This is a genomic window from Streptomyces anulatus (genome assembly GCF_000721175.1).
Taxonomy (GTDB): Bacteria; Actinomycetota; Actinomycetes; order Streptomycetales; family Streptomycetaceae; genus Streptomyces; species Streptomyces anulatus_C.
The window spans coordinates 23,494-30,432 of record NZ_JOEZ01000054.1 but is presented as its reverse complement, the minus strand read 5'-3'; the positions used below and the strand labels follow the sequence as shown (position 1 = coordinate 30,432).

The 6,939-nt window shown below is 71.0% G+C and carries 6 protein-coding genes; 1 reads left to right on the top strand and 5 read right to left on the bottom strand.

What is annotated here, in order from left to right; all coding sequences use genetic code 11:
- Positions 1 to 153: 153 nt before the first annotated feature.
- From IG90_RS0136780 to IG90_RS0136760, 5 genes are read right to left on the bottom strand one after another with little or no spacing between them, the layout of a single operon-like run.
- Complete coding sequence (locus IG90_RS0136780) at positions 154 to 1,467, bottom strand: DUF58 domain-containing protein (RefSeq protein WP_030594838.1); 1,314 nt, start codon at positions 1,465 to 1,467, stop codon at positions 154 to 156.
- A 10-nt stretch (positions 1,468 to 1,477) separates the two neighbouring features.
- Positions 1,478 to 2,506, bottom strand: coding sequence for an AAA family ATPase (locus tag IG90_RS0136775; protein ID WP_030594835.1), 1,029 nt, complete (start codon positions 2,504 to 2,506; stop codon positions 1,478 to 1,480).
- Entirely contained in the window at positions 2,503 to 3,753 is a 1,251-nt protein-coding gene (locus IG90_RS0136770; RefSeq protein ID WP_030594833.1) for a DUF4350 domain-containing protein, read from the bottom strand. The genes IG90_RS0136775 and IG90_RS0136770 overlap by 4 nt, the downstream gene beginning before the upstream one ends.
- Positions 3,750 to 4,439 (bottom strand): DUF4129 domain-containing protein, encoded by a 690-nt coding sequence (locus tag IG90_RS0136765; protein WP_030594830.1) that lies wholly within the window; start codon positions 4,437 to 4,439, stop codon positions 3,750 to 3,752. The genes IG90_RS0136770 and IG90_RS0136765 overlap by 4 nt, the downstream gene beginning before the upstream one ends.
- Positions 4,440 to 4,443: 4 nt before the next feature.
- Complete coding sequence (locus IG90_RS0136760) at positions 4,444 to 5,655, bottom strand: DUF7847 domain-containing protein (RefSeq protein WP_030594827.1); 1,212 nt, start codon at positions 5,653 to 5,655, stop codon at positions 4,444 to 4,446.
- Positions 5,656 to 5,795: 140 nt separating this feature from the next.
- Here IG90_RS0136760 and mtnA point away from each other — a divergent pair, with 140 nt between their 5' ends.
- The gene (mtnA, locus tag IG90_RS0136755; protein ID WP_078585126.1) at positions 5,796 to 6,938 is read left to right on the top strand and encodes an S-methyl-5-thioribose-1-phosphate isomerase; all 1,143 of its coding nucleotides are present in this window, start codon (positions 5,796 to 5,798) and stop codon (positions 6,936 to 6,938) included.
- The last annotated feature ends 1 nt before the right edge of the window (position 6,939 follow it).

Here is a 6,939-nt window from a genome sequence, read left to right as displayed (position 1 = left end):
GTACTGCAGGGGGGACCCTGTGGGAGAGTAGGACGCCGCCGAACAATTTTTCCGGGAAAGCCCCGCACCTTTTGGTGCGGGGCTTTTCTGCGTTCCCGGTGTGATCGGCGACGAGGGGCATCACCTGGAGCAGGCTGATGCCCCTCGGATCTCTCAGAGGCGGCCTGCGGCCTTCAGGGCCAAGTACATGTCAGCAAGTGCGGGAGCGAGGTTGTCCGGGGTGGCGTCCACGACGACGACGCCGTGGCGCCGGAGCCGGTCGGCCGTGCGGCGCCTGTCCGCCTGGGCCCGGCCGGCGGCTGCCGCGTCGTACACCGAGTCCACCGTTCCCCGGCCATCGGCCATTTCCTCGATCCGCGGGTCGGAGACAGCGGCCAGCAGCACGGTGTGGCGCTGGGTGAGCTGAGGAAGCACCGGGAGGAGCCCCTCCTCGATGGGGGCGGCCTCCAGCGTCGTGAGGAGAACGATCAGCGAACCGCGGGGGGCGTCGGTGAGGGCGGCATTGCTGAGGCCGCGGGCGTCCGTCTCGATGAGCTCGGGTTCCAGCGTGGCCAGGGTGTTGATGACGGTGCCCAGAACATTTCCCGTGGCCGTCCGGCCCTGGACCCGAGCTCGGACCTGGCGGTCGTACGCCAGGAGGCTCACGCGGTCGCCCGCCCGGGTGGCGAGTGCGGTGAGGAGGAGTGTGGCGTCCATCGAGGCGTCGAGACGGGGGACGTCGCCCACCCGGCCCGCAGACGTGCGCCCGGTGTCGAGGACGATCAGGATGTGCCGGTCACGCTCGGGGCGCCACGTCCGGACCGCTACGGCGGACTGGCGCGCGGTGGCCCGCCAGTCGATGGAGCGGGTGTCGTCCCCCGGCACGTAGGCCCGCAGACTGTCGAACTCCGTGCCTTCACCGCGTGTCAGAACGTTGGTACGGCCGTCGAGTTCACGGAGCCGGGCGAGCCGGGAAGGCAGATGCTTGCGGCTGGTGAACGGCGGCAGCACGCGTACGGTCCACGGGGCCCGGTGCTGCCCTTGACGTGAGGCAAGGCCGAGCGGGCCGTACGAACGGACCGTGATGCGTTCCGCCCGCCGTTCGCCGCGCCGGGTCGGACGCAGCACCGTGACCAGGCGTCGCTGTTCGCCGGCGGGGACCGTCAGCATGTGACGGGAAGCGCGGTGTTCGGTGCCCGACGTCCAGCTGCTGGGGGGCCAGGCATCCCGCAGCTGGGCGCGCAGACGCCGACGCGAGGTGTTGGTTACTGTCAGTTGCACTTCTGCCGCGTCACCAAGTCGAACAGATGTGTCACCGGATCGAGTGAATCGAAGCGTGCGCACTGGCGCGGCCAGGGCATAGTCACACAGAATTGCCAGAGAGAGCGGGGCGTTGACCGCGAGCATCCCGGTCCAGCTGGGAGCGAGGATGCCTACGGGGAGTGACCCCAGGGCGGCCAGCAGCGCGGTACGTCCGGTGAGGGCCATGGTCACCGCCTCATCGGGGTACGGGGACGTGGGCGAGCACTGAGGCGATGACGGAGTCCGGGGTGACTCCTTCCATTTCCGCCTCGGGCCGCAGGTGGATGCGATGACGGAGCGTGGGGAGCGCCAGGGCCTTCACATCGTCCGGGATGACATAGTCCCGGCCGGTCAGCCAGGCCCAGGCGCGGGCGGTCGACAGCAGTGCGTTGGTGCCCCGGGGGGAGACGCCGAGGGCGAGCGAGGGGGATTCGCGCGTGGCACGGCAGATATCCACGACATAGCCGGCGATCTCGGGGGACACGGTCGTCTTCGCGACGGCTTCGCGAGCCGCCTCCAGATCTGCGGGTCCGGCGACGGGCCTTATCCCGGCGGCCGTGAGGTCGCGCGGGTTGAATCCGTCGGCGTGGCGGGTGAGGACGTCGATCTCGTCCTGCCGCGAGGGGAGCGGGACCGTCAGTTTGAGCAGGAAGCGGTCCAGTTGGGCTTCGGGGAGGGGATAGGTGCCCTCGTACTCGACGGGGTTCTGGGTCGCGGCGACGAGGAAGGGGTCAGGCAGTGGCCGCGGCGTTCCGTCGACGGTGACCTGCCGCTCCTCCATGGCCTCAAGGAGGGAGGACTGGGTCTTGGGAGGGGTGCGGTTGATCTCGTCGGCGATCAGCAGGTTGGTGAAGACGGGGCCGGGCTGGAAGGAGAACTCGGCGGTCCGCGCGTCGTAGACCAGCGAGCCCGTGACGTCGCTGGGCATCAGGTCGGGGGTGAACTGGACCCGCTTCGTGTCGAGCTCGAGTGAGGCGGCGAGTGCGCGGACCAGCAGGGTCTTGGCCACACCGGGCACGCCTTCGAGGAGTACGTGACCGCGGCAGAGTAGCGCGACGACCAGTCCGGTGACGGCGGGGTCCTGGCCGACGACGGCCTTGGCGATCTCGGAGCGCAGAGCCTCCAAGGACGCGCGGGCGCTGTCGGACGGCTCCGGTTCCGCGGGCCTCACAGGAGCCGCAGTGGGCACCGTGGGCACGGCCGGCTCAGGGGTCGGGGCGCTCATGAAGTGCGTACCTCTCTTTCGAGGGCGTCGAGTTGATCGGCGAGGAGGACCAGGGCGGCGTCGGTGGTGGGAGCCGTGCCGAAGAGCAGAGAGCTGAGGTCGTCCGGGGCGGTGATGCGTGCGGACACGGCGGTGAGGAGGACGTCGGGGGTGTGCGCATCACGGGCGGGCACTCCGGTGAGGGGTGCGATGCGTGTGCGGGTGGCGGCTCGGAGGGCGTCGGCGGCCCGGTCGCGGGCGTTGGCCTTGCGGTAGAGGAGGGAGCGGCCTTCGGCGGATTCGGATGCGCGGATGGCTACCGGCAGCTGTTCTGTCACCAGGGGACCGAGTCGGCGGGCCCGCCAGACGGCGGCGAGGACTGCGGCGAGGGTGAGTTGAAGCGTTCCCCAAAGCCAGCCGGATGGGACGAGGTCGAGGAAGCTGCTCTCGTCGGCCGCTTCGTCCCTCGCTCCGTCCTCCGCTCGTTCTTCGTTCCCGTCACCGGAGGCTTCGTCATCGGCGGTTGCGGATGGATCTGTGAAAGAGGGGAGGTACCAGACGAGATGGGGCCGGGATCCGAGGAGTTGCAGGGCGAGCGAGGCGTTGCCCTGGTGGTCGAGACGCTCGTTGTGGAGGAAGTCGGGGGAGCCGAGGATGACGGTGTCGCCGCTCGTCCCGGTCGGGAGGACGACCAGGCTGGGGAGGCCCGCGCTCGGGTAGCAGGCGACGGCCCCTGGGGCCTGCGTCGTGTAGCGGATGCCGCCGAGGTCCGCTGTGCCGGCCCTGCGGGCGGTGGGGAGCTCGCACGACGGGGCGAGAACACTGACAGGGTGGTGGGGTTCGGCGCGGACGCCGGGAGCGAGCCTGGCGGTGGCTCCCGGCCCCGGGGCGATCAGCAGGGTGCGTCCTGCGGAGGCGGAGGAGGTCGCCTCGTCCAGGCTGAGCTGTTGCGAACGCGTCAGGAGGTTCGGGCCGGCGACCAGGAGAGTGGTCTCGGGGCCGGTCGCGGCGGTGGCTTCGGCGAGGGTGGTGGCGACGGTGACGGATATGCCGCGTGCCTTCAGGAGTTCGGCCACGGCACGGCTGCCCTTGGGGTCCGCGGAGCGGGGGTCGAGCTGTCCGTAGTTCGTTCCGGAGCGTACGGCGGCGAAGGTGATGCCGGCGACGACGAGGATGAGGACGGCGGCCAGGATGCCTCGGGTGCGGGTCCAGACCTGGCCGGGTGTGGGCGCCGTCGAGGTGGGGGAAGCGGTGGTCGCCGTGGTCATCCGGTGACTCCTCGGGGGGTTCCGGGCAGCAGCGGCTTTGCCTCGTCGAGTTCGAGGTCGAGGGTGCGCAGGGACAGATATGTCGGCTGGTCCGCGATGCGGCCGCCGTATGTCACGTCGTCGAAGCTCCGGGCGGCGGCGCGCAGCCGGGCGGTGTGCTCGGGCAGGGTACGGCCCGCTTCGGCCGCGGCTTCGTCCGCGGTGCGGCCGGGGCGGGGGTCGAGCAGGGCGCGCTCCTCCAGGGACCGGACGATCGCGCGCATGCGCTCCTGGACGGCTGCGGTCCAGCGCAGAGCCGCAGCGTGGGTTTCGGCCGCCTCGCGATGCTGGGCCGCGCTGCGGGGGCCGTCGCTGTCGAAGAGGGCGTCCGCGCTCCGGGAGGAGCGTTGCGGGGTGCCGAGCCGCCACCAGAGAGCTGCGGCAAGGCCGATGACGATGACGACCAGGACGACGAGTCCGGCCGGGCCGCCGGGAGCGGCGCCCGCGGCGGCGTCGAACACTCCGGCGACCCAGTCCCAGAACTGGTTCAGGGCGCGCTGGAGGAAGTTCGGGTCGTTCTCGTGGTACATCGGTTTGGACAGCTCACTCTCGGCCGCCTCCCGTGCGGGGAGACGTGGAGTGTCCACAGGTATGTCGCCCGCTGCGCTGTCCCGCCGGGCTGCGGTCATGCCCCCCGCCCGCGACACGGCATCAGCTCCTGGTGGTGTCGGAGTCGTAGCCGGGCAGGCCCGCGGCCCGGGCGAGGTCGAGGTCGAGGGCTTCGCGGCGGATGCGCTGGTCCATGTAGAGGAGGGCCATGACGCCTGCGACGAAGGGGTAGATCAGTGTCGAGACGATCACCTCGCCGATGCCGGTGACGATCAGGAACGGCCAGCCGACGGAGGGAGGCGTGCTGCTGAAGAAGTCGCTGACGTCGGTTCCGTCGGCGATCACCGCGATGATGCCGAACGGAATGGAGACCAGGAACGTCAGCAGGAAGGTCAGCAGCCAGGTCAGGGCGAGGATCCCGAAGGTGCGCCACCAGGCGCCGCGGACCAGCTTCGCCGACCTGCGCAGCGCGGCCACGATGGTCTGCCGTTCCAGCATCAGTGCGGGGGCGGCGAGGGCGAAGCTGACGTTCAGCCACAGCATCACGACGCAGGCGGCGGCGAAGCCGAGGAAGGCGAGTGCCGCTCCGGCCTCGGAGCCCAGCAGCAGGCCGGGGCCGACGCCCACGGTCATGATCGCGGCCATGATCAAGGCCACCAGGACGGTCAGCCCGAGCAACGGGAGGACCCGCGGACGGGCCTCGGCCCAGGCGTCGGAGAGCGTGGTGGGACGGCCCAGCACGGAGCGGCTGATGACCACGGTGACGATCGACGCGGTGAAGAGCGTGGCGATCATCGTTACGAGGGAGGCCGGAGCGAGGGAGATCAGTGTCGAGCGGGCCGAATCGGCGGTCTGGCGGAGGGCCTCGGCGCCGGTGGCGTTCGGGTCGACGGAGGTCGGTTCCGGCAGCAGGTAGCGCTGCATGAGGATGATGCCGATCTGGGTGACCACGGAGACAGCGAGGCTGAAGCCGAGTGCGGTACGCCAATGGGCACGCAGGGCGGACACGGAGCCGTCGAGGATTTCGCCGAGGCTCAGGGGGCGCAGCGGGATGACGCCGGGCTTCGCGGCAGGCGGCGGGCCCGCCCAGCCCTGTCGCTGCGGGCCGCCGCCCCAGCCGGGTGCGGGCGGCCGGGTTCCGGGGCCGCTGCCGGGGTTGCTCGGTGGGGACCACTGCCCGGGAGGTGGCTGCTCGGAGGACCATTGTCCCGTCGGGCCGCTTCCGTCCTGGGGGTCGGAGGGGCGGGGAATCGCCGTCTCCTTGCCGTCGGAGGGGGCAGATCCGGGCGACGCCCAGCCCGGAGAGTCGTTCATTCTCGCTCCTTCACCGTCCTGACCGCTCATCGGGGCGGCAGGTTGGCAGCCATCGTGCCACGCGGCGGCCCGGGGCGGACCAGCCGCTCTGTCTCCTTCGCGCGTTCATGTGCGGTCGGCTCACCGGGCAGACTGGACAGATGGCTGATCACGACGCGCAATCGCCGGTGGGCTTCGAGCCTCCCGCGCTTTCCGTACTCCGCTGGGACGAACCTCCGGAAGGTCCCGTGCTGGTGCTTCTCGACCAGACGCGGCTGCCCGCCGAGGAAGCCGAGCTGGTGTGCACCGATGTTCCCGCGCTGGTGCAGGCGATACGGACGCTGGCGGTACGAGGGGCTCCGCTCCTCGGGATCGCCGGAGGCTACGGGGTGGCGCTCGCTGCGGCGAGGGGCTACGACGTGGCGGAGGCGGCCGGCTTGCTGGAGGGGGCGCGGCCCACCGCGGTGAACCTCGGCTACGGGGTGCGGCGGGTGGCGGCGGCCTACTGGGAGGCCGCCGGGAAGGTGCGGGGAGACGAGGTTGCCGCCGCGGCCGCGCTGGCCGAGGCGCGGGCCCTGCACCGGGAGGATGCCCAGGCCAGCGGGCGTATGGCGGAGTACGGCGAGGTGCTGCTGGACGAGCTGCTGCCGGGACGTGGGTATCAGCTGCTGACCCACTGCAACACCGGGGCACTGGTCTCCGGGGGTGAGGGGACGGCGTTCGCCGTAGCGCTGCGGGTGCACCGGAAGGGGCGGCTGCGACGGCTGTGGGTGGACGAGACGCGGCCGCTGCTCCAGGGGGCCCGGCTGACCGCGTACGAGGCGGCGCGCAACGGTCTGGCGTACAGCCTGCTCACGGACAATGCGGCGGGGTCCCTGTTCGCGGCGGGGGAGGTCGATGCGGTGCTCATAGGAGCGGACCGCATCGCCGCGGACGGCTCGGTGGCCAACAAGGTGGGGAGCTATCCACTGGCCGTGCTCGCGAAGTACCACCACGTGCCCTTCATCGTGGTGGCGCCGACGACGACCGTGGATCTGGAGACCCCGGACGGCACATCGATCATCGTCGAGCAGCGCTCCGGGAAAGAAGTGACGGAGCTCACATCGCCGCAGGGTGTATCGGTCGGCGGCGGAGGCGGGATGGTCGTCGCACCCCTCGGGACCCCGGCGTACAACCCGGCCTTCGACGTCACACCGCCGGAACTGATCACGGCGATCGTCACCGAGGAGGGCGCAATTTCCCCGGTCACGGGGGTCGGACTGGCAGAGCTGTGTGCCAGGTCATCGCAGGTAACGATTAGCTAAT